We start from the raw sequence: 22,037 nt of genomic DNA, 5'->3' as shown, positions 1-22,037 counted from the left end.
CGGGTGGAGCCATCCTTGAAATACCACCCTTGAGGTCTCTGGCATCTAACCGCGACCCGTGATCCGGGTTCGGGACCCTGCATGGCGGGTAGTTTGACTGGGGCGGTCGCCTCCCAAAGTGTAACGGAGGCGCGCGATGGTTGGCTCAGAGCGGTCGGAAATCGCTCGACGAGTGCAATGGCATAAGCCAGCCTGACTGCGAGACCGACAAGTCGAGCAGAGACGAAAGTCGGCCATAGTGATCCGGTGGTCCCACGTGGACGGGCCATCGCTCAACGGATAAAAGGTACGCCGGGGATAACAGGCTGATGACTCCCAAGAGTCCATATCGACGGAGTCGTTTGGCACCTCGATGTCGGCTCATCACATCCTGGGGCTGGAGCAGGTCCCAAGGGTTCGGCTGTTCGCCGATTAAAGTGGTACGTGAGCTGGGTTTAGAACGTCGTGAGACAGTTCGGTCCCTATCTGCCGTGGGTGTCGGAGTTTTGCGAGGATCTGTCCCTAGTACGAGAGGACCGGGATGGACATACCTCTGGTGGACCGGTTGTGACGCCAGTCGCATCGCCGGGTGGCTAAGTATGGACGGGATAACCGCTGAAAGCATCTAAGCGGGAAACCCACCTCTAAACCAGAACTCCCTTGAGAGCCGTGACAGACCATCACGTCGATAGGAGGCATGTGGACGGGCGGCAACGCCCGAAGCTGAGCCTTACTAATCGCTCGATCGGCTTGATCCCACCGCGCGTGCCCACGCGCAGCGGCCAGCCCACACACAAAACACCGCAACTCCGCCGCAAGAGCAAACGTCCTCAACGATCAAACAAGCCCGTCCGGTTGGATGGCTCGCGTGTGCCTTGGTGACCTGGTGGTCATGGCGAGGCTCCCAACACCCGATCCCATGCCGAACTCGGCCGTGAAACGCCTCAGCGCCGATGGTACTGCGTCTCAAGACGTGGGAGAGTAGGTCGCCGCCAGGTCACCACGGCACACGCCAAGCCAACCCGCCCGGACAGGCCGAACCCGTCACTTGCATGTCTTCACGAACACATCAAAAGCCGGCGCTCCCCACAGGAGCGCCGGCTTTGTCGTGTTCGGAAAGGACAAGGTAAGTCGCGAGAACCAGGCGACGTTCCGCTGTGGATATTGCGGGCACACGGCAAACGCCGACACGAACGCCGCCCGCAACATCCTGAGGGCTGGAACACAGCCCGCGCCGAGGGCCGCCGTTGGGCGCCCGTCGAAGCGCGAACTGAAAAGGGTGGCCAAGGCTCCTTTTGGAAATCCCTTGGCTTTAGCCGTGGGGAAGATGTTAAAGCCGCCACAACTCCACGTCGTTCGGCACCGCGCCGCGGTCGAGCAGCCCCTTCACGTCCATCACGAGGCCACGGCCGTCCTTCAGCAGGCCGGTGACCAGCCCCCAGCCCTCGGCCCGGTAGGCGGCGTGGGGAACGGCCAACACCACGGCGTCGGCCGGCGGCAATGCGCCGCGCGGGGTCAGCGCGAGGCCGTATTCGTGCGCGACCTCGTCGGCTGAGGCCAGCGGGTCGTGCACCGCCACCTCCACGCCGAAGCTTTTCAGCTCCGCCACGATGTCCACGACGCGGGTGTTGCGGATGTCGGGCACGTCCTCCTTGAAGGTGAGCCCCAGCACCGTGGCGCGCAGCGGACCGGTCTGCCCGCCGCGGGCGCGCAGCAGCCGCTTAACTGTTTCCTGAGCCACGTACTGGCCCATGGTGTCGTTGATGCGCCGGCCGGCCAGGATGACCTCCGGGTTGTGGCCCAGCTGCTCGGCCCGGTGGGTCAGGTAATAGGGGTCGACGCCGATGCAGTGGCCGCCGACCAAGCCCGGCTGGAACTTCAGGAAGTTCCACTTGGTGCCGGCGGCGGCCAGCACGTCGCGGGTGTCGATGCCCAAGCGGTGGAAGATCACCGCCAGCTCGTTCATCAGCGCGATGTTGACGTCACGCTGCGTGTTCTCGATCACCTTGGCGGCCTCCGCCACGGCGATGGAGGCGGCCTCGTGTACACCGGCCTTCACCACGCTGCCGTAAACCGCGGCGACGAGTTCCCGCGTCGCCGGGTCAGATCCGGAGACGACCTTGGTGATCGTCTCGAACCGGTGCTCCTTGTCGCCGGGGTTGATGCGCTCCGGCGAGTAGCCGACGGTGAAGTCCCGCCCGTAGACCAAGCCCGACTCCGCCTCAAGGACCGGCACGCAGTCCATCTCGGTGGCGCCGGGATAGACGGTGGATTCGTAGACCACCACATCGCCGCGCTTCAGGTGCCGGCCGACGGTGCGGCTGGCGGAGAGCAGCGGACGCAGATCCGGGCGCCGCGCGTCGTCGATCGGAGTCGGCACAGTGACGATGTGGAAGTCGGCTTGCGCCAAATCGGCCGGGTCGGCGGTCAGGTGCAAGCGGGCGTCCGCCAGATCCGCGTCCGGCACCTCGCCTGTGTGGTCATGCCCCTCCCTCAACGCGGCGATGCGCCGCGCGTCGATGTCGAAAGCGATGACGGGAACGCCCGTCTGGCCGAACGCGACAGCCACCGGCAGGCCGACGTAGCCGAGTCCAATCACCGAGATGCGGCGCGAGTGAGTCATAGCAGGAAAGCTTCCTTAAGGAGCACCAAAGAGAGCAAAGCAACCGTCAACGTGTCCGGGATGCAGCGCCGATTGATGATTGGGCGCCTCGCCAAACAGCCGACAAGCCACATCGCTTTGCGGTTGGCATTATGCACTGCCGGGCGTCAACATCACTGCAACGATATCAGCGCCCGACACGGCTTGCATTTCGCGATGCGCCCAGGTGGTGCGCTTACTTCTTTTTTCCCAAGACATGCCACCCACAATTGTGTGGTTCGTGCTTGTTGAGAACTACAATATCTTCGAATCCCGCCTTGCGATACCAATCCGTCACGACTTCCTCAGGAATAGTCCAATTGTAGAAGGTGTTCAGCATATCAAGAAGATTGATGGCGTTTTCAGGAACATCGGAAAGTTTATAGGCAAACGCCAGTTTTTCTTCGTTGCTACGCGCCTCTTGATGGAAACGTCGACGCGCATTCAGAACAAACTCTGATGAGTGATAGGTCGGCGCATAAACCATCGTGTAGAAATGGCCGCCCGGCCGCACTGTTGATGCCACGTTGCGGAATGCCAGGTAAGGATCATGAGTGCACATGAGGACGCCCCAGCACAGCGTGAAATCAAAAGCGCTCTGCAGGTTTGGCTTTTTCTCGAGGATATCAAAAAGGTTCAATTCATCGACATCGTCGTTGATACGCCGTGTCGACAAAAGCCCATGTTGCGAGACGTCCGTTGACTTGACCTTTGCTCCCAGCGCCATCAAGGTCTTAGTCCACCGGCCGGCTCCGCAGCCGACATCCAGGCAGTGTTTGCCAGCGAAGAAATCAATCGGGAACTTTGGTTCGAGGAACAGCCGCCCCCCAATATCGCGGTTTTTGTCGGGGCGCGTTTCTCCCTTGCGGGATGCAAGATAACTGCTCACGCCAGTCAGCTCGTAAATCCGGTCGTCGATAAAATCGTCGGATATTTCGACGCCGGTATGATCACAAAAGCCGACCGTTCGCTCCAGGAATAAGCGCCACTGATCGTCAAACTGGACGTCATAGGGAATCGGCTCGTACAGGCCGCTGAACTCATCAGACCAGACGACGCGGTTGTCATCAAAATGCGGATTGCGCGGGGTGGACATCTCGGAGCTCCGTGAGGGCGGGAGTGTTATCGCTTGATGATGAAGGCGCCGCCAGACGGCAAGTTTACGATGGCTTCCGGCCGATCGGCAAACCAGGTGTCCATCGCCTTGGTCGCGCCGGGGCAGGTCGCAAAGCCGTAATCATCGCACACCAGAAGCCCACCAGGCGCCAGCCGGGGATAGAAGAACTCCAGGGACTGCCACGTCGGTTCGTACAGGTCGACGTCGATGTGCACAAAGGCGAATTGCCGGTCGGCAACTTCAGGGAACCGCTCTGGGATCCAGCCCGCGTGGAGATGCACCCCAGAGAAGCCGGTCAGGTTGCGTTGCACCACCTCAATCCCAACCGCCAAATCGCCCTCTCGCCAGCACGCTCCGTCCTCCTGCGTGGGAGGCGACAGACCCTGGAAGGAGTCGAACAGGTGGAGGTCGCGGGGTTGACCACGTTCGCGAATGAAATGTGCCAAGTGGATTGCGCTAGCACCGGCATGGACACCGCATTCCGCAAAGGCGCCTGGCACGCCATCCGTCAGCTTCGCCAACTCCTTGAGCGCATAGCGTCGATCGAACACCATGGCGCTGTCCCCGGAGGACCGGAATTGAGCAACCCGATCTAGGAAAGGCTCGTCCGACTCCATCCGGCGCCCATGATCCGGGATCAGGAATTGGGGGTCGACAGCCATCGCGAAGCGGCGAATGCAGTGATGCAGGGCCACTCGGTCGTCTGGAGCGACATCGGACAGGGAGGCGGAAATGCCGAAAAGCCGGGCGAGGCGCTCGTCGGGCTCCGCCAGGATATGGTAGACGCGACCGTTCTGCCGTGGGTCCGAGTTATCGGAGGCGGAAAACCAGAGCTCGCTGCCCCAGTGGCTGTAGCGCCCCATGCCTTCGCTCCGAATCGAGTCATGCGGCGCATGACCAGGCCCGAGCTCCTGCCCGTTCTCGAACAGGCGCAGACCTGACCCGGTCGGCCACTCGACACTATCCGGCGAGCCGACCAAAGCCGGCAGGGGGGCCCGCCATCCGTGGCCGGAGTCCTCGAAAAAGCGCGTGAGCTGCACCAGCCGAGCGGAAGGCTTGATCATGGTTGGTTGAGGTCCTTACTGCATCGCATAGACAAAGGGCGATGCGCGTTCGGACCGCACCCCATCTTCCCGCCGGCCGCAAGCCAAAAAATGCTCCATCATATGCGTGAAGTAAAACGATGAATGTGGAAGGTCGCGTGCGATGCTCTCCGCTCGACACGCGGAGAACAAATCCAGCAACTCCCCTTCTTCAGGCATTTTCCCCATAAACATTCTCCGGATTATGATTTGGTTGCCGTAGGGTGTTCCAAGTCCAAAAGAACTTCAACATAGTGCCTTGCCAGCAGATCGTCACCATCGGCGTTCAGGTGCACCATGTCCGCCATGACGGTGTTTTCCGCACCCAGGGACCCGAAGCGTTCATCGAAATCGACGGCGTGGTCGGCTCCCATGCTGGCCAAGCGCGGGCGCAGCAAGTCGAACATCGCCCGCACCACGCGGAATTCGTGTGCATAGGCGATGGGGCCATCGTTCTTGCCGTAAATCCGCGACCGCTCCGCAGGCGACAGAGCGCTTTTGCTCCAGGCAAACGGCTGAGTGGCCCAGATGAACCGGCTGCCAAAAGCCCGGCAGAGGGTCATGAACTCGCGCTTCCGACGCACATAGGCCTTCAACATAAGGCCCGGAGAGGTGTCGGTCGGCTGCCCAATCGGCCCACCGAGGTTGGGATCCTTGTCGAAGTCCGGCTGATGCAGCATCGCCGCCCACAGCTCCAGTTGCTGCTGGTAGGTGATCGCATGGTTCTCCAAAAGCCAAGGATCGGACGTGCATGAGTAGAAAAGGTCGTTCACCCCGTCATGGGCGATCACATAATCCGGCCTCAACGCGGCGGCGAACAGCATGAACTGCTGGATGGAGTTCAGAACCACCGCCCCAGGGACGCCAAAATTCAGAACGGTGTAAGATCGATTGCTGCCAGCCTGCTTGGCATGGGCGTTGAGTTCCCGCTCAAGCACGGCCGGGAAGGATTGCTCATACGTGGTGCAGATGCTCCAGACCGTTGACCCGCCGAAGCAGGCGATGACGCGATGGTCGGGGTTCCGGTTCTCGAGGGCTCGCAAGTCGGCCATGATGCGATGGCCGAAGGCATTGATCGGGCCGAGCCCGACCAGCCGATACAAATAGCCATATGGAAAATAATGGAAACAAGCGAAATCCAGGTCGCTACGGCCACGTGGGCCGTTGCGATTGAAGGGGTGCGTTTCCAGATCGGGATAATCGTCCAGACTAACGGCAACGCCTTTTGCGGGCAGAACCTGACCAACGCTGGTCACCCGGACGCATCGGTGCGGGTTACTATCCAACGTCCTGTCGTCTTCTGCGAAACAGGCAATCCGCTCGTACCGGCTAAGATCACGGGCCTCTTCCAACGTCAGCACATCGATCGTTGCGTTGGGAAACCGGGTGCGCAGTCCTGAAAGCCTCTGGTTTAGGGCCTCTTGACCAGAGGAATTCACGGGCACGATCAGCGCGATATTCATGATGGCTTTCGGCGTTGGAGAGGCTGGGTCAGAGCTGGAGAGCCTTGGACAGTATCCGGTTTTCGATGCAGAGATAGTCCAGCCCACTGGTCGCGAACGTCTTCACCGCGTCCGCCGGGCTCTCGACAATCGGCTCGCCGTTCAGGTTGAAGGAGGTGTTGAGAAGAATTGGAACGCCTGTGCGGCGCTCCACGGCGCTTAGCAGGCTATAGAAGCGTGGGCTATGCCGGTGATGAACGATTTGGACCCTGGCCGTTCCGTCCACATGGGTGATGGCCGGAAGCCGGGATGCCCATTCGCGACGCACCGGGTGGACAGCCAGCATGAAGTTTTCCGGCCGGCTCTGGTCAACCGAGCCGGGAAACTCAAAGAATTCGGCAACCCGATCCCCGTGGATGGCAGGGGCAAAAGGCCGGAACGGCTCGCGGAACTTGACCTTTTCATTGACGATCCGCTGCATGTCGGAGCGACGCGGATCCGCCAGGATGCTGCGCTGCCCGAGTGACCGCGGTCCCCACTCCGACCTTCCGTCGAACCATCCGACAACGTGGCCGGCCGCGATTAGTTCGGCGACATTGTTCAGGAACAGGTCGTCATCCTCGGTAGCGAGCAGGATGTCGAACCCCGACCGCGCGAGCGCGTGGTCAACTGCGTGTCGGCCATAGCGGGGACCAAGCGCCGCCGTATTCACGGAACTCATCCGGGGGCCGTTCAACGTATGGTGCCAATGGTAGGCTGCGGCGCCCAGGCTTCCTCCGGCATCCCCTGCGGCGGGCTGAACATACAGAGACAGTCCATCGTCGCGCAGAAGACGGCCATTGGCCAAAGAATTGAGAGCCACGCCGCCCGCCATGCAAACGCGGTCTGTCCCCATTTCGCGCACTGCCGACGTTACGACGTGGCGGATGACCTCTTCGGTGACAGCCTGCACACTTGCGGCCAAGTCGGCATAACGCTGCGACTGCTCCAGAAGCTCGGGTTGGGCCACCTCTGGAACACTGCTGGGCATGTGGTTCAGACTGACCGAAAACGGGGCTCCCGGAACCCGCGGTGAGCCGAAGGTCTGCACCAAGCCGTTGCGGTAGGGGTGTTTCTCTGGGACGGCGAACTCAAACCAATCCTGGTCCAGGCTAAACCGACCATCCGGATGAAACGTGAACAACTCGAGCAGCTTATCCTTCCAAATTGGCCGTCCGAAGGCGGCCATGCCCATGACCTTGTATTCCCCTTCGTTGACGGTAAAACCGAGAAAAGCTGTGAATGCGCTATAGAAGAGGCCGATAGAATGCGGCAGATCGATGGACCGCTTCCGTTCCAGCCGGGTGCCGCTGCCCCAAGAAATGCTGGCTGTTTCATACTCGCCAACACCATCAAGCGTGACCACCGCGGCTTGGTCGAAGGGTGATGGGAAAAACGCCGACGCCGCATGGGAAGCGTGGTGAGGCGTCGTCATGATGCGATCCAACGGAATCGACAGATGCTTTGCGAGGCGCTCACGCACCTGAAAGCGGCCGCCTTGGATCCAGCGTGTGACGGCCTCGTCGAGGTATTGAGAAGACGCCGGGAAGTTGTTGATCGATGCCTGCACTATTCGATCAAATTTGACCAACGGCTCCTCGTAATAAGCAACGAGAGACAAGGCATCCGCCGTAATTCCCGCGCTCGACAAGCAGAAGTCAATCGCCTCGGCCGGGAAGCCGGCGTCGTTCTTGACACGGGAAAACCGCTCCTGCTGCGCAGCGGCAACGACTTGGCCATCGCTGATGATCGCGGCGGCAGCGTCATGAAAGCCATACGAAACGCCAAGGACATGCATTCGAGTCACCTTCAATCCGCTATCCTGTCCGCGGGGAGCCCTACTGCGGTCAATGTGTTCTCAACCAGCTTCGCGATGGAGAAATGGTCGAAAAGCCAAGCCCTTGCCGGGCGGGCGGCTGCGGTCGCGGATTCACGATCTTGCAGAAGAGTGAGAGTTGCCGCCGCCAAGCACTCGGGCGCATCGCTCTCAACGATGCGAATGGCGGTCGATGGGCAAAGGCACTCGGCTGTTCCATGCGATGCGGTGCATATGATGGGGCGGCCCAGCAGTTGCGCCTCCATCAGCACGTTCGGATGCCCTTCCGCCCAGGCCGTATGCAGGACCAAGTCGCCGGCCGCGATGATGTCGGTCGCGTCTGAACGTGCCCCGGTCATGTGGAGCCTGCCTTCATCGGCGAGCCGCCGTCCTGCGGTCACGATGTCATCGCGAAGCGGTCCATCGCCGACCAACACCACATGCACATCGGGGGCTGCGGCAGCCACCAACTGTGCAGCGTCGAGAAACAGAAACGGGCGCTTCTCGTCTGCCAAGCGGAAGACGCCGACAATCATCGGAGCGTTGAGGGGAACCCCGATCTCGCGACGGATACGCTCACGCTCCCCTTTCGCCAAGGGAGGCAGGGCGCCTTCCAAAAGCCCGTTTGGAATTGCGGTGACTTGCTTACGCGGCAGGCCAAGCCACTCCTGATAGCTCGCCGCACCGGCGACACTGTTTGCCGTCAGATGCACTTCCGGGAAGCACAGAATGGCCTCATAGCACGGTTTGATCCAGCCTTCGGCGAAGGCGTAGTGGTTGGGAAAGTGCATGGGGTTGAGGTTGCGCCCGGACACCAGAACGTGGGGAATCCCGGCGAGCAAGGCGGCGATACCGACCCCAATGTTGAAAATGTCGAGGTAGCTGACCACCAGTTCCGGACGGTCGCGTATAAGCTCCCGGTAGGCCATCGCCACATAGTGCACGAGATCCATCGGCAGCCGCCGCAAGACCGGAGCAATGGCCTCGATGTCCAATGGCAGGCCGTCGGGCGTCTGTTCCGGAGAGAAGACATCCCTGACGGATGGCAGGACACGGTGCTCAAAACCTGACTGCCCAAGGCCCGCCAGATACCCCTCCGCACCCGCCAGGGGCGGAGCGAAGGTCCGAATGCCGGCGTCCCATCCGCGTGCCGCCAAACCCTGAGCCAGGTACGTCAGTTGCCGTTCCGCCCCGCCGGGCTGGAGCCGCCCGATGAACAGGCGCGCGCGCTTGCGGACAGTCGTCGGGGCCGCGGGAATGGTGGCTCTCGCCTCCCGGATGGAGCGGACCAAGTCCTTGGGCGTGAGATCCACCAGCAAGTCGGCCCGCTCGATCGCCAACCGCACCCGTCCGTGGAGGAGGGTCGTGCCGCTGTGCCGATAGGGAGCCAGTTGGCGCTCCAGCTGACCCAGATTGATTTGCGCACGAAACGGCGGAACGGCGGAAAATCCGCCAAGTTCTTCCAACTGGCGCAGAATCTGGCTCAAGACTTTCGGATCGTAGTCCGGATAGACCATGACAACGATCTTTCCCGGATCCAGAGAGGACAGATCCTGAGGACGGATGATGGGCAACCCGCAGAGGCGCCGACCCCATTTTTGCGGGTCAGCATCAACCATACGCTCCGGTATGAGGGGGCTGTTGAGGTAATAATAGGGGAACAGGGCGATGCACCCCCACCCGATCAGAGTCTTCCGTCCAGAAAGAACATCGGCATAGGCCTGCTCAAGATCGTGCCCTTGAAGGAACACCATCACGCCGCTTCCCTGTCATCATTGCACGGCCAATGTTTGAGTGTGACGCCAAGACTTCCCATTGCGCCGCCTCGTAGACCTAACCTCTTCTCGGCACCGCTGAAACCCTCTTTGCCGTGCGCGAACGGCCCCGAAGACGCAGCCAAGTCACAGGAATGACGGCCGGGACGAGACACCGGTGTCACCGTTGGGTGTCGGCGAACGAGCAAGAAAGTCTGAGCCATGGCATTCTCACGCCCGCTGTCGATAGCGCTTCACCATGGCTGGGTGAAGGTTATAGACATTGTGGAAGCCCTGAGCGTGCAAGGCCTTGAGGATGGAGCCAAACGCTTGGCTCGCCACGAGGATGGGAGCGTCGCGATCGGCGGCCGCGAACAACTCCTCCGCCACCATAATACGCTTACCGCCGATCTCCCCGCGGCGGCTGCGGTCGACGTAACCGGCGACCGTATGGAGGCCGGCTTGGTCGATCTCTGCCTTCAGCAGATCACCAAGAATTCCCATGCCGTACAGGTAAACCGGCCGGTCGCTCGGCACCTGATCCGGCGAGGACGGCACACGCATGGTTTCCATCAAGTCCTTGCCGGATGGAACCCTTGCCCCGCGTCCAAATAGATATTCTGTGTTCGCCTGCCCGGTGCTGAGATTGAGCAGGGACAGACCGTTCTGACGGCAGCACAGATCGAGCGTGTCGCCCATATCCGAGAACTCCATCGGCCAGCCGCCAAGCCAATCCTTGACGTCGACATAGAGCGACATCCCGCGCTCCTTGCGGTAGCTTTGGTAGGAGCGGATCAATTGTCCCAGGTTGGACAGCCGGCGCCCCATGAGCGTGGCCCAGATATAATGCGCCTCCATGAGGCGACGGCGCATCGCGGACCCACGGTTGTAGCGGCGCTTCACGTCCAGCCAGTAGTCCGGGCCTGGGGAGACGTACATGGCGTCGTCATAAAGGGCCAAGTAGAAGAGCGCGTCAGGAGCCATGGTGCGCAAAGCGTTGCGCAACGCGAGGTCCATGTTGCCGGTGTGATGCAAGACGCCCCAAGAATACACGACGTCAAAGGTGCCCAGGCTGGCAATGAATGACTCATCCAGGACCGAGCCCTGCAAGATGGTCCAGTTCGACGGGGAACCGGCGTTCTGGTGGAGCAACCGGGTGGCGGCAACCGAATCGGGATCGTAGTCGAAGCTGACAACCCGCTTGGCGCCGGCGCGCCATGCACCGAATGAGTGGATGCCGCTCCCCGACCCTATGTCGATGAAGCTGGCCCCTTCCAGCGACGGCAAACCCAAAAAGTCCAGGAGACAGTTCTGCGCAATGGCCAGCCGACCTTCGTCGAAATGGTTTTTCAGGTAACCTTGCCAATTCTTGCCGAATTGGAAACGAGGCTCAGCTTCAACGGTCATTGGTAATCTCCAGACTGCTCTAACACGGGCCGCCTGCAATGCACAGCGGGACAAACAACGGGGCGCTCTTCTCTAAGCTGAATGCCGGCGAACTCTGGCGGCGTAAGGCTCTTTGAGCAACGATTTTCACCGCACGGCCACCACGATGGCCGCGAACGCCGTCATGTGACCGACCTCGGCGGCCCGCACGAGCGCGCAGCCGCAGTTCAAGCGCATGACCGTCTCAGGATCCTTGGCGGGGAGCGCGTTTCTCGCCCTGATCATACCAAGTCCTCGAGTTTGTCCTGTCCGCCGGCCAGCACGGTCGTTTGGAAGCCCACTCCATCGAACCAGTAGCAGTGGAGCGGACGGTTCTCGCCCCGCACGCCCTCTTTCAGAGCGTCGATGATGGCAGCACCGTAGCCAACGCTGATGACGGCGACATGCCGGCAGTCGGCCCGCGCTGCGTCCGCGAGCGGGAGGGTTGGCACGCCCGCAAACAAATCCCCTTGCTCGGGCACCAGCAGGTCTGCGTAGCCCGCGAGAGCGATTTCAGCCTCGCGCGCCGTCTCGATAAAGGTGGGGCCCATGCCGGCGCTGCCGCCGGCGGCGCAAACAATCAGACGTTTGCTCCCCGCTGTTCGCACGATGTCGATGAGTTGACGGCTGATAGCCCGATGCCCGAAATCCCCGCGTGCTCCGTCGATCAGGTCTTCGAGGTGGCCAGGCTGTTCCAGTGTCAGGGCTCCTTGCGGCCAGGGAACCTCCGATGGCCGCGTCTGCAGCGCAAAGCTCAGCCACAGAGCCGGCCGGATGGTCTCACACAAGGCCGCAACTGTGCGCCGTGCCGTAGCGCCACACAGAGTGTGGGTGGCGCGAGTGGCGTCATTCACGTCGTACGTCAGGCCACCAAGGCGCTCCGCCTCCTCGGGGGTTGGGAGATGGATGGCACGGAAGAGGATGCCGAGCACCACCTCTGGATCAATTTCGCTCTCCCAGCCCGCGCCCAAGCGCCCGCAAACATCGGCGTAGTGCCGGATCCCCGCGTGACAAGCGCGCAGAGCCAATCGCTGCCACTCGGGAATGGCGGATGGCTCGGTCTGCGGGATCACCCGTCCATCGGCGGCACGGCGGTAACTCACCGTCGTCTCGGCCTCGCCGTTGAGCAACACTTCAAGAAAGTGTGGACTGCGGTAGATCACCCGGGCTCGTTCGAGCTGGTCGGCCAGCAGCGGCATGTAAGCACGGATGTGCACACCGCTGGCCATACGATGCAATGCAGCGGGCGTTGCGTAGAACAAATAGCCCGATTGGCCGTAGCGCTCGCTCAGGTCGCCGACGCGGGCGATGCGCTCGAACATAGTCCCCCGCGCGCCGATGTCGACCAGCGCAACCCGCTCGGCGCTTCCCAATTCCTGGAGCATATAATCAACAAACACGCCGCGCGCGTCATCGATGCGCTCGCGAATTCCGGCCCGTTGCTTTGGGGCAAGCAACCAGTTCCGTAGCGCGGCGAATGCGCCAGCACCGTCGCGCCGGTGCGCACCCAGCAAGTCAATCAGGGGCACTCCGGCGTGCGCGGCCAGCACGTCTGGCAGCGGCTCCGCCCCGAGCAGTTCAACGAGGTCCCCTACGGTGCGATAGACACTATCGGCGCTGATCGCTTCCAACTCCGCCAGTCCGAACTCGTCGAAACTGGGGAGCAGAAGTGCCGCGCGCGACACATGCAGCGGCGCGACGTCAATGTTCAGGCCGAGGCGTCGGACCTCCCCCGCCATCAGTTCTGCCAGCAGGCCGCCTTCTCGCATCAGAGGGGCAATCCGCCGAATGCCGCGCTCTGCGGTATCCCGCACCACCCATTGGGCGAAATGGACGGCAACCGGCCCCATGACCGAGGCGCCGTAATCAAACCAGAAGCGGCTCTCCCCTTCACAGTCACCAGCGCGGACAGCCATGCTTCGCAGTGTCATCAATGGCCCCTGCTGAACCAGACCGAGCCGCCGTTCGCGGGCAGTGATAGCGGTCCACCGGGGTGGCGCGGCGTACAGAATGGCTGGGATCCCAGCAGCCTGTGCCCCAGCCTGATCGGCCATCGGATTGTCTCCGACGTGCAGCACTCGTGCGGGATCAATGGTCGGATGATCGGCCAGTAGGCGCCGGAACAACTCACCGCCGAGCTTTGTCGCGCCGCTCTCGCACGAGACATAGAGCCGGTCGTAAGCCTCGCCGCAAGGCAAACCGGCTGCTTCCAGCATGCTGGTGATGTCCTTAGCGGGCAAATACATGTCCGATAGCAGGACCACCGGCATCCCGCGGCGGCGCAGATGCCGCAAGAAGTCGGCGACATAGGGGTTGGCGGCAGTCTCTTGCCGTTCAATGGTGCGTTCGAGCCCAGCCAGCGTTGCCGCATCACTGCCAGGTAGGCGCAGGTTTTCATAGATGTCGGCAAGCGCAATGTCGGCTCGATCTCCAGACGCTTTCAGGCGCCCTCGCGCCCGGGCTTCCGCCTCGCGGCGTAGCAAGGTGAAGGCATCGTCGGTGATCGTTTTGTCCAGCAGCTCGCGCGTCCGAGCCGTGCGCGCGACCAGCGGGAAAATGGCTTCCGGCGGCCCACAGCGGCGCAGCAGCAACGTATCAAAAACGTCGAGCGAAACGAGATCGACATCGGTGAGATCGATTGCTGCCAGAGCGGCATCCTGGCGCCAAACGCCGTCCTCGTCGCCCGACCAGGCGCTCGACTCAAGAAGCGATGCCGAAGGATAATTCATCAGGCTGCACTCTCGCCTCGTTCGAAAAACCGGAACTCGTCAGCGTGCTGCTGACCAGAGAATTGATAGGAGAGACGCTGATTACTCACGCCGCGTCGCCTGTGAAGAGCCATTTGGCTTCCCCGATGCTCCGCAGACGGCATGGCAATCATCATCGGTCCGCGACCAGTGCCATCGGTGCGGCATCGGTACGACTGATGACCAGGAACACCGATTGACGGACGAAGAATTCAATAAGGAAGGGGTGCTTCATCGCACGATGAAACAAGTTCGCTATGGTCTTCTGCTCTGCGATTTCCACCTGATCTCTGAAAACCACATCGTTGGTTGGTTCAAAGTCATTGCTGATCAAGGGCGCCATTGAGAACCTGCAATTCAGGGAATGGGGATCATGCCCGGAACGCGGGCACAGCCGGGTGGGTGCGCAGCCAATGCTCCAGAATTTGGAGAGCCCAGAGCTGATAGACAGAGACCGCATCCCCGCGTTGGTCGAAAAACGATCGGATTGTTTCTAGCGGGAGCCATTGTGGCAGGCGCGCGTCCGGTTCCGACAACAGCGCCAGTGTCCGGGCACGCAGGCTTCCTTCGGCCCAGTTGGTCATCGGCAGTCCAAAGCCCATTTTCGGCCGTGCCATCCAATCCGCCGGGAGATAGCGCGAAGCCAGACGCTTGAGCACCAGTTTGCCGTTATGTCCGGCGCTGACCTGAGATGCTGGTAACCGCGCCCCAAAATCCGCCACTTCGACCGACAGATAGGGCGTTCGCACCTCCAGGCTGTGCTGCATGCTCATGCGGTCAACCTTTGCCAGGACCGCACCGGGCAGGTAGTTGGCGGCGTCAAGCTCGCGCAGCACATTCACCAGCGGCCGGCCATCGTCGTCAATGAACCGACGCAGTGGCGTCAGTTCAGTCGCCGAGGCGGCCGGCATACCGCCATAAAGGAGGGCAAGATCACGGTCGTCGAAGGTTAAAATGCGAGATGAGTAATAGTCGCGCCCCGCATGCCAAGTGCCGGCCGCAATGCGCTCTTGGTTCTGGGCAACGGCAGCTTCGCAATAGAAATAGCGGTCATAGCCGCCAAATACTTCGTCGCCGCCGTCTCCGGAGATTGCTACGGTGACATGACGGCGAGCCAACTCGGACAGCAGAAAGGTCGGCAGACAGGAACTGTCACCATTCGGTTCATCAAGACGGCTGGCGATGAAGGATGACATCTCCGCCACATCCCTCGGTGCCACAAGCTGGTCGCGGTGGTCCGTACCCAAATGCTCCGCAATGGCACGGGCGGCCTCATGTTCCGTGCTGGCTGTTCCTTCGAAGCCGATGGAAAAGGTCTGGATTGGGCTGTTGAGCTTGCGGGTGATGAGCGCCACGGCGGCCGAGGAGTCGACGCCGCCCGATAGGAAAGCTCCCAACGGCACATCGCTCAGCAGCCGGCGACGCAGCGAACGCACCAGGATTTCTTCCAGAGCATCCGCCTGATCATCAAGCGAAACAGCGGCCTCGGTCGCATTCCCTGTGGTGAAACGGTAGTAGCGCACCGGCTCGCCAACGCCAGCCGGGCCGGCTTCCAAGTAGCTCCCCGGCGGCAGCTTCCGACAAGAGCGGTAAATTGTCCTCGGCGCGGGAACGTATTGGAACGACAGGTACAGCGCGACAGCGTCGTCGTCTATTGTGGGATTGAAGCCGGGGATGCGGGTCAGCGCCTGAAGCTCTGACGCGAAAGCCAGAAACCCATTCTGGACGGTGTAATAGAGGGGTTTCTCGCCAAATGCGTCGCGGGCCAGGATCAAGCGGTCGCGCCGCGCGTCGAAGACCCCCAGCGCAAACATGGCATCCACTTTTGGAAACCACTCAGCGCCATAACGTGCCAATCCGGCGAGAAACACCTCGGTATCGGAGCGGGTCTGGAAAACCACGCCATCCCGGGCAAGTTCCTCGCGCAATTCCAAATAGTTGTAGAGTTCGCCGTTGTATGTGAGCACCGTCCCCGCGCTGTCCGCCATTGGCTGGTGAGCAGCGGCCGAGGTATCGATGATGCTCAGGCGGCGGTGACCCAAAGCGCAGCGCCGATCAGGCGCAACCCAAATGCCTTGGTCGTCTGGCCCGCGGTGCGGCATGCTATCCGTCATCGCACGCACAATGTCGGACAAGGCCTCGGCGGAAAGCCGTCCGTCCAAGTTCAACACCCCTGCTATGCCGCACATGGACCGCACCTCACATCAATGCGATGCGCTCGCAGGAAACACTCTCCCGTTCGGCATCGGTGGAAGCTCCCGGCCGTAAATGCACGGTCTGGCCTCCGCTGCGCATGTAAGCTGGCTAAGCCTTCAAAATCCTTAATTTGACGCTTTGCCGGACCACACCGGCTTCGGAATTGATCCCGGAGTTGGGCACTCCGCCCCCCTTGCCTCCCGAGACGGAGGCCGCGGTATCGCGGCAAACTCAGCGCGTTTCACCAGAGGCGCCCGCTTCCTCCTCGGCCTTGAGGCCGAGGAGGAAGCGGGCGGTTTCCCATCGACCGTGACCCTGCGGTGGGACGACCACCGTTGGACACGCTCGAGCAATCCGGTTGAAGGGACGGCGCCGCTGCGCGCGGCCGCCTGAACGGAAACCAGGTCCGATCCCGAAGCGGGACTGCCGCACGGGACCGGAACCCTCGGCCTTTAGGCCGAGGAGGAAGTCAGATGGAGCCAACCGTGCTCCGCGGTGGACGATGCTCATTCCGCGTCCGGCCCGGCCGGCCTGGATAGTCCCATCCGATCATAGACGTTCAGAAGGAAATCCTCGGTGTAGGGCCGCAGGCGGGCGTGGAAATGGACCAGAGACCGGGTGACAGCGGAATCACCGACCAAAGTCGCCTCACTTACGACGGCTTCGGCCGCTTGCCTATCCCCAGTCAGCAGCAGCGCAACGCCTTCCGCCGTCTTTCCCCATTCGGTAAGGGGAGCGGCTCTGTTCGCGGCCCGAATTTCTGCCAAGCCGGCGACCGCTTGACCGTCAAGGGCCAGGGCCGTTCCAAGGGCAATCCGGGCCAGAGCATCCTCCGCATCCAGAGCGGCAGCGCGACGCGCAGCCGACCCAGCGGCAGCCGGGTTACCAGCCGCCGCCTGCACAACGGACAGGAACGTCCAAGCCAGCGATGCGTCTGGGTGGGTATCCCTCACGGTTTGGGCAGCGTCCACTGCATCGCCTGTACGCCGGAGCGCGAGCAAGATAAGGCTCCTGGTGACGAGGTTATGCACATCGTCAGGAGTCTCGATGGCCAACCGGTCGCTGAGGACGAGCGCTTCTTGAAGGCAGAGGTTCGCCCGCAGAATTTCTATGGCTTCTTTGGCAATCGACAGCCAAGCCCGGTCTTCAGCATAGGACAGGGCGGTGCGAATCGCGTCGACGGACTCGGTCAAGCGGCCTTCGCATCGGCACACGGCTGCCCAGCATCGGTGGGTTTGGGGGTTCGTCGAACCCAACGCAACGGCTGCAGCCAAATGCGTCCGGTACGCTGCGTCGTCACCAGCTTGATGGGCTATCAGAGCGGAAGCCAGCTGCATTTCCGCAAGGGCCGCGCCAGCTTTGTTTCGGATCTCCACCGATGTTGATTCTGAGAGAGTCCGATGAAGCTCGTTTTTTGAGAGTTCCGGGGTAAATGGATGCGCCTCTTCCGCCCTGGCGATCCTACCGAGCCACTCATACTCAGAATCGACCGCTCGTCCTGCTTGGTCCAGCGTGCCCGCTTCCGTTGTCCGACCCAATGATCGGAGCACATCAACCAGTTCAAAGCGCACCCGCGCGGAATCCGGTTCCAAAGCCAAAGCTTGTTGAAGATGCTGCTCCGCCGTCGCCGCATCTCCCTGCCGAACCAACGCTCTTGCCATGCAGTAGTGGTAGTTGACCGCTATGTCCCGCCGGATCCGCGCGCGCCAGTTGTCGAAGTCGATTGGATCAACAGAAGAGACAATGGGCATTGTAGACCATTTTGTTATGGGCATGCGCTTTCCGGGGGAGCCTACGACGCCATGCTTGGATCGTCAAATTGGGCTTAGTGACAACTCCGTCGCCTGACGGCGACGGCTTCTCGGAGCTATGCGGCAACCCGCTGACTTGACGATCGAAGGCCGTGTCCCGGCCCCGAGCAATTGCTCGATGCAGCATGACCTGCGCCGCCGCTACGTTCCCGATCCAGCACGCATCCTCAGTCGCAGCGATGCGTGCGGTCGGGCAGCATCTTGGCAACGACGGTCCCGCAGTCCGGGCAGGTTTGCAAGGTTTCGCGCGGATCGACGGCGACCAGCATCGCACCGGCACGTGCAGTCTTGTCCGTGATAAATTGCCGAAGTTGGCCCCACGCGGCGTTGTGAACAGCCTTGGCGAGCATTGACCGGGCCAGCTTGTGCAGGAAATCGCGGCGTCGGCTGGCCGCCGCTTCTGAGCCGGACGTTCAGTCCACGGCGGGGCTGCGACCGTCTCCCCGTCCAACGTGGCGACCAGCGACGCCTAGCCATTTAGGGGGCGTCGTGACGTTCAGGATGGTCCCGTAGACCGAGAGCTGAACGATGGTCCGACACGAACACCGGATCGAGCCGCCCCAACAGCGGAACCTGGCGGTTGGTTCGAACCTCCTCCGACAGCAGCAGGCACCCACGGATCAGCTCCGCCGGCATGTTCTGTGCCTGCATCACCGAAGACGGTCCGCCTCCTCGCGCTCGCGGGCCCGCTCTTGAACCTTGCCGATCGTCAAGCCGTGCATCGCCGCCTCCTGTCCAGGGCCTCCCATCCAAGGGGCGCTACCGCGCCGCCATGAACTGGCGCGCCTCGCGATCCGGGCATCAGGGGAGCTTGGGGATCGATGCCAGAAAGGCCTCCTTACGCGTTCAATCGATCACCTGCTGATAGGTGGCTCCGGCCATGGCCATCCGCGCCAGCATCCCGAACCGCGTCAACCTCCTAACAGAACTGTTCCGTCACCGTCCGCGCTTCCTCTTCCGCCAGATGGATTTCGTCCTGCACGAGGGCTCGCGGCACCTCCGAAAAGCTCGCTCCCGAGCGCTCCCTCAGGCTTCTGACTTCATCCACCAAGGCCATTTTATCCCCGCCCTGGGTCAGGCACATTCCTACCCATGTGCTTGACCCATCCCCCCTAGGCACATAGAGCGGATTCGCGCTCCGCGGCTTCGGTAACCGATGGGTCAGGCACATGTTATGTGCCTGACCCATATCGAGTAAGCTCGGCTTTGCGCGATCTGGGACGGCATTCCTTCCCTCATGCCCGGATCCAGAAGGCCGGTTCATCGGCGATGAAGGCGAGAGCGTCCTCAAGGTCGAACACCGCCCCGAAGGGTCCAGCCGGTCCCCAGGCCTCGCGCCGCCACCACAGAACTTCGACGCGGTTGGTCTCGCCCAGTGGCCGCAAGCGGGCAACTGGCGCGCCGGTGCGGGCGCTGAACAGTGAGTAGCCGCGGTTGATCCGGCGGACGGTGAGGCCGCCGCGCGGCCAGGGATAGGTGGCAATCCGCTCCAGGACGGGGTCGGTCGTGGGCATCGCGATCACGCGTGCGCAAGTCTGTTGGGTGGTCATACATCCGGCGCCGCCAGAGGTGTACCATGGTACGCCCCATTGTCCTCCCCAAAAGCTTCGTCGCGTGGCTCTGGCCGTACCTGGAGGCCTTCTCCGGACGCACCCGCGCCACGGTGGCGGCACTCGCCGTCGGCGCCGTGCTGGCGGTCGGCCCGCGCACGGTCGCCAATGCGCTGCGCGCCCTCGGTCTGGCCGATGAGCCGGGGTTCGCGACGTTTCACCGCGTGCTCAACCGCAACGCCTGGTCGGGGTTGGTGCTGGCCCGCACGCTGCTGCACGCCCTGGTCGGCGCCTTCGTTCCGGACGGACCGGTCGTCATCGGCGTCGATCACACTCTGGAGCGCCGGCGCGGCCCGTGCATCCGCCCGGCCAGCCAGTATTATGACGCGGTGCGGTCGTCCAAGAAGAGACGGGTCACCAGCCACGGCCTGCGCTGGCTGACCGCCATGCTGCTGGTCGAGGTGCCGTTCGCCGGCCGCATCTGGGGCCTGCCGGTGCTCACCGCGCTGACGCCCAGCCGCTCCTGGTGCCAGGAGCACGGACGACATTACCGGTCGGTCAACGACTGGGCACGCGCCGTCCTGCGGCGCCTGCACCGCTGGCTGCCGGAGCGGCTGGTGGTCGCCGTTATGGACGGCGGGTTCGCCGCGCTGGATTTGCTCGACGCGCTGAGCCCATCCATCATTGTCGTCACGCGCTTGCGCTTGGATGCCGCCCTGTTCGATCCCCCGCCGGCCGAGCAACACTATGGCCGCCCGGCGGTCAAGGGAGCCCGGCAGCCGAGCTTGCGCGCTCGGCTGAGCGACCCGGAGACGGTCTGGCGGCGCGCTGTCCAGGCCAGCCGCACCCAGTGGCGCACCGGTGGCTGGATCGAGTACGCCAGCGGCACGGCGCTGTGGTATCATGCGGGTAAGCCGGTCGTGCCGATCCTGTGGGTGCTGGTCCGCTATCCCGACGGCCGGCGCGAGCCCGAAGCCTTCCTGTGTACCGATCCGACGGTGCCGCCGCGCACGGTGCTGGAATGGTTCAATCGTCGCTGGTCCATGGAAACCACTTACGAAGAAAGTCGCGCCCACATCGGGATCGCGACGCAGCGCCAGTGGACCGATCCGGCGGTGTTCCGCACGACGCCGCTGCTGTTCGGGCTGTATTCGCTGATCACGTTGTACGTGCACCAACATGCCGACCGGCTGGCGCTGTCGCCGCGGCGCGCCCTGTGGTACCCCAAGCCGGCGCCGACCTTCGCTGATGCGTTGGCCCGCCTGCGCCGGCACCTGTGGTTCGAACAGGTTTTCGCCATCTCGTCCGAAACCACCGAGATGACGAAAACCGCCCCTCCGCTCCTGCGCCGCCTCATCGAATCCGTCTGCTACGCTCCATGAGCCACGTCAATCCCGCACTCCGCTTGGCCGGATGACCACCGTCCCAGAACGGACGGATGTCCCACGATGCGCAAAGCCGAGGTAAGCACATAGCGGAAACTCGTGCGAAGGATCGTTCCGTTTAGGACATGGGCCAAGCACATATTATGTGCCTGACCCATATTGGTCAGGCACATACAAACTTGACCTGAGCAGGATTTCCACCTCAATTATTGCTCCCGTCTCCGCACATTGCGAAATGGGGACCGGGGGTGAGCACATAATATGTGCCTGACCCATATGCTACGGGCACATATGGAAACGTCTCAAAACGTTTCCGCCGCACTGTGCTTGTTGCAGATCGTATCTTTAGAGCCCCCCAAACCGTGGGTTTCTGGCGCTCCTGAGCCACTCGTTACTTCCCGATCACCTGCCGGTCACCTTCAGGTTCGATACCGCCGAAAACCGGTGTCTTTCGGCGGCGCGAACAGACCGTCCGATCTCCTATCCTCACCTCCAGATTACCGCAGGGTGACCTCATGGTCACCCTACGCGCGAACTCCGCAGTCGGCCCTCGGTGGCTGATCGCCCAGGTCACCCGCAGGTTACCCGCAGGTCACCAGAGAGGATTTGGCCCACCATGCCATTCGTCCGAGGTCTCGATAGCGGCTATTCAAATTTGAAGCTGGCCTCCGGCGATCTAACGGATTCCGGCAAGCCAGGCCCGGCGGTGACCCGCATTCTGCCGGCCGGCGCCGGTCCTTCGTCCGATCTGCCGCTCAAAATGGGCCGGGCGGAGGGAGATGCCGACGCCCTGGTGGTCAACGTGAACGGCGAGAAATGGGTCGTCGGCGTCGATCAGGCACGGCTGGAGACCTCCGTCCGCGAGTTGCATGCCACTCTCATTGAAGCTCGGAGAGGCCAAATCGCCATAGCAACGCGCACGGCTTATTGCCGCTCCTCCCATTAATTAAAATTATCCATAAACATTCAAATTTTGTGACCAATTGCCCCTGTGGCCATTTTGGGACCCTTGTCACACATCCAATCGATAGTGGTAGGTCAACTTTGGGACAT

Annotated in this window: 15 protein-coding genes, 2 rRNA genes and 1 pseudogene (1 of these 18 only partly in view); 5 read left to right on the top strand and 13 right to left on the bottom strand. The window is 62.1% G+C overall.

The window, feature by feature from the left end:
• The 3 genes and pseudogenes from M2351_RS27810 to M2351_RS45285 form a co-directional block, all read left to right on the top strand.
• Window positions 1-737, top strand: a 23S ribosomal RNA gene (locus M2351_RS27810); it begins 2,009 nt to the left of the window's first position.
• Window positions 738-861: 124 nt separating this feature from the next.
• Window positions 862-977, top strand: a 5S ribosomal RNA gene (gene rrf, locus M2351_RS27805).
• A 110-nt stretch (window positions 978-1,087) separates the two neighbouring features.
• A pseudogene (locus M2351_RS45285) lies at window positions 1,088-1,183 on the top strand (hypothetical protein); the annotation flags it as partial.
• Between the two features lie 126 nt (window positions 1,184-1,309).
• On the opposite strand, the gene M2351_RS27800 reads toward M2351_RS45285, so the two are convergent.
• From M2351_RS27800 to M2351_RS27740, 13 genes are all read right to left on the bottom strand, one after another.
• Window positions 1,310-2,602, bottom strand: coding sequence for a nucleotide sugar dehydrogenase (locus M2351_RS27800; protein WP_264659283.1), 1,293 nt, complete (start codon window positions 2,600-2,602; stop codon window positions 1,310-1,312).
• Window positions 2,603-2,816: 214 nt separating this feature from the next.
• Window positions 2,817-3,716 carry a class I SAM-dependent methyltransferase gene (locus M2351_RS27795; RefSeq protein ID WP_264659282.1) on the bottom strand — a complete coding sequence of 300 codons (900 nt, stop codon included), beginning with the start codon at window positions 3,714-3,716 and terminating at the stop codon, window positions 2,817-2,819.
• A 26-nt stretch (window positions 3,717-3,742) separates the two neighbouring features.
• Window positions 3,743-4,801 (bottom strand): TylF/MycF family methyltransferase, encoded by a 1,059-nt coding sequence (locus M2351_RS27790; RefSeq protein ID WP_264659281.1) that lies wholly within the window; start codon window positions 4,799-4,801, stop codon window positions 3,743-3,745.
• Window positions 4,802-5,022: 221 nt separating this feature from the next.
• The gene (locus M2351_RS27785) at window positions 5,023-6,282 is read right to left on the bottom strand and encodes an SGNH/GDSL hydrolase family protein (RefSeq protein ID WP_264659280.1); all 1,260 of its coding nucleotides are present in this window, start codon (window positions 6,280-6,282) and stop codon (window positions 5,023-5,025) included.
• Window positions 6,283-6,310: 28 nt separating this feature from the next.
• A complete protein-coding gene (locus tag M2351_RS27780; protein WP_264659279.1) occupies window positions 6,311-8,098 on the bottom strand; it encodes a carbamoyltransferase family protein in 1,788 nt (595 codons plus the stop codon).
• An 11-nt stretch (window positions 8,099-8,109) separates the two neighbouring features.
• Window positions 8,110-9,870 (bottom strand): glycosyltransferase, encoded by a 1,761-nt coding sequence (locus M2351_RS27775; protein WP_264659278.1) that lies wholly within the window; start codon window positions 9,868-9,870, stop codon window positions 8,110-8,112.
• 231 nt (window positions 9,871-10,101) lie between these two features.
• Window positions 10,102-11,277 carry a class I SAM-dependent methyltransferase gene (locus M2351_RS27770; RefSeq protein ID WP_264659277.1) on the bottom strand — a complete coding sequence of 392 codons (1,176 nt, stop codon included), beginning with the start codon at window positions 11,275-11,277 and terminating at the stop codon, window positions 10,102-10,104.
• 260 nt (window positions 11,278-11,537) lie between these two features.
• The gene (locus tag M2351_RS27765) at window positions 11,538-14,024 is read right to left on the bottom strand and encodes an HAD family hydrolase (RefSeq protein ID WP_264659276.1); all 2,487 of its coding nucleotides are present in this window, start codon (window positions 14,022-14,024) and stop codon (window positions 11,538-11,540) included.
• Between the two features lie 151 nt (window positions 14,025-14,175).
• The gene (locus M2351_RS27760) at window positions 14,176-14,385 is read right to left on the bottom strand and encodes a hypothetical protein (protein ID WP_264659275.1); all 210 of its coding nucleotides are present in this window, start codon (window positions 14,383-14,385) and stop codon (window positions 14,176-14,178) included.
• Between the two features lie 28 nt (window positions 14,386-14,413).
• On the bottom strand, window positions 14,414-16,231 hold the full coding sequence (asnB, locus tag M2351_RS27755) for an asparagine synthase (glutamine-hydrolyzing) (RefSeq protein WP_264659274.1): 1,818 nt from the start codon (window positions 16,229-16,231) through the stop codon (window positions 14,414-14,416).
• 513 nt (window positions 16,232-16,744) lie between these two features.
• The gene (locus M2351_RS27750) at window positions 16,745-17,989 is read right to left on the bottom strand and encodes a tetratricopeptide repeat protein (RefSeq protein WP_264659273.1); all 1,245 of its coding nucleotides are present in this window, start codon (window positions 17,987-17,989) and stop codon (window positions 16,745-16,747) included.
• A gap of 227 nt (window positions 17,990-18,216) precedes the next feature.
• Window positions 18,217-18,399, bottom strand: coding sequence for a transposase (locus tag M2351_RS27745; RefSeq protein ID WP_264659272.1), 183 nt, complete (start codon window positions 18,397-18,399; stop codon window positions 18,217-18,219).
• Between the two features lie 885 nt (window positions 18,400-19,284).
• Window positions 19,285-19,563: a hypothetical protein gene (locus tag M2351_RS27740; protein ID WP_264657648.1), complete on the bottom strand. Its 279-nt coding sequence runs from the start codon at window positions 19,561-19,563 to the stop codon at window positions 19,285-19,287.
• Window positions 19,564-19,625: 62 nt separating this feature from the next.
• Here M2351_RS27740 and M2351_RS27735 point away from each other — a divergent pair, with 62 nt between their 5' ends.
• Both M2351_RS27735 and M2351_RS27730 read left to right on the top strand, forming a co-directional pair.
• Window positions 19,626-20,981: an IS701 family transposase gene (locus M2351_RS27735; RefSeq protein ID WP_264657647.1), complete on the top strand. Its 1,356-nt coding sequence runs from the start codon at window positions 19,626-19,628 to the stop codon at window positions 20,979-20,981.
• Window positions 20,982-21,600: 619 nt separating this feature from the next.
• On the top strand, window positions 21,601-21,930 hold the full coding sequence (locus tag M2351_RS27730; RefSeq protein WP_264659271.1) for a ParM/StbA family protein: 330 nt from the start codon (window positions 21,601-21,603) through the stop codon (window positions 21,928-21,930).
• Window positions 21,931-22,037 lie beyond the last annotated feature (107 nt).

Origin of the sequence: Azospirillum canadense (assembly GCF_025961225.1) — a bacterium.
Classification (GTDB): domain Bacteria; phylum Pseudomonadota; class Alphaproteobacteria; order Azospirillales; family Azospirillaceae; genus Azospirillum; species Azospirillum canadense.
This window is presented reverse-complemented; position numbering and strand designations above follow the sequence as displayed.